The following is a 1,419-nucleotide window of genomic DNA, read 5'->3' on the forward strand; positions in this document are numbered from 1 at the left end:
GCGTCCTTCATCGGGTAGAGGACGTTGTCCTCGCCCTCGGCGGCCTTCTTCAGGGCCGCCAGCGCCGTGTCCACCGCAGGCTGGTCGCGCTCCGCGCGGAGCTTGGCCAGGCGTTCCGCCTGCTGCGCCTCGATGGCCGGGTCGACCCGGAGCGGCTCGTACGGCTCCTCCTCGTCGAGCTGGAACCGGTTGACGCCGACCACCACCCGCTCACCGGAGTCGGTCTCCTGCGCGATGCGGTAGGCGCTGCGCTCGATCTCGTTCTTCTGGAAGCCGTGCTCGATCGCCGCGACCGCACCGCCCAGGTCCTCGATCTTGCGCAGGAGGTCGGTGATGCCGGTTTCCAGATCGTCGGTCATCTTCTCCACGACGTAGGAGCCGGCGAACGGGTCGACGGTCGCCGTCACGTCCGTCTCGTACGCCAGGACCTGCTGCGTGCGCAGGGCCAGGCGCGCGGACTTGTCGGTGGGCAGCGCGATGGCCTCGTCGAAAGAGTTGGTGTGCAGGGACTGCGTACCGCCCAGGACCGCGCCGAGGCCCTGCACCGCGACGCGGACCAGGTTCACCTCCGGCTGCTGGGCCGTCAGCTGCACACCGGCCGTCTGCGTGTGGAAGCGCAGCATCAGCGACTTGGGGTTCTTCGCGCCGAACTCCTCCCGCATCACCCGCGCCCAGATCCGGCGGGCCGCCCGGAACTTGGCGACCTCCTCCAGAATCGTCGTACGGGCCACGAAGAAGAACGACAGGCGGGGCGCGAAGTCGTCGACGTCCATGCCGGCCGCGACCGCCGTGCGGACGTACTCGATGCCGTCCGCCAGCGTGAACGCGATCTCCTGCGCGGGAGACGCACCCGCCTCCGCCATGTGATAGCCGGAGATCGAGATCGTGTTCCACTTCGGGATCTCGGCCCGGCAGTACTTGAAGATGTCCGCGATCAGACGCAACGACGGCTTCGGCGGGAAGATGTACGTCCCACGCGCGATGTACTCCTTCAGCACGTCGTTCTGGATCGTCCCGGTCAGCCGGTCGGCGCTCACCCCCTGCTCCTCCGCCACCAGTTGGTACAGCAGGAGCAGCAGCGCGGCCGGCGCGTTGATCGTCATCGACGTCGACACCTGGTCCAGCGGGATCCCGCCGAACAGCACCCGCATGTCGTCGATCGAGTCGATCGCCACCCCGACCTTGCCGACCTCGCCGCTCGCGATCGGCGCGTCCGAGTCGTGGCCCATCTGGGTCGGCAGGTCGAACGCCACCGACAACCCCATCGTGCCGTTGGCGATCAGCTGCTGGTAACGGGCATTCGACTCCGTCGCCGTACCGAAACCCGCGTACTGACGCATCGTCCACGGCCGCCCCGTGTACATCGACGGATACACACCCCGCGTGAACGGGTACTTCCCCGGCTCACCCAGCTTCTCC

1 protein-coding gene is annotated in these 1,419 nt (G+C 68.1%); it reads right to left on the reverse strand.

The features are described 5' to 3' along the window. Nucleotides 1–1,419 (reverse strand): methylmalonyl-CoA mutase (locus ACIGO6_RS41625; RefSeq protein ID WP_399886027.1); only part of this gene is annotated, 1,419 nt, incomplete at both ends.

It is taken from the genome of Streptomyces sp. NPDC053750 (assembly GCF_044544295.1).
Taxonomy (GTDB): Bacteria; Actinomycetota; Actinomycetes; order Streptomycetales; family Streptomycetaceae; genus Streptomyces.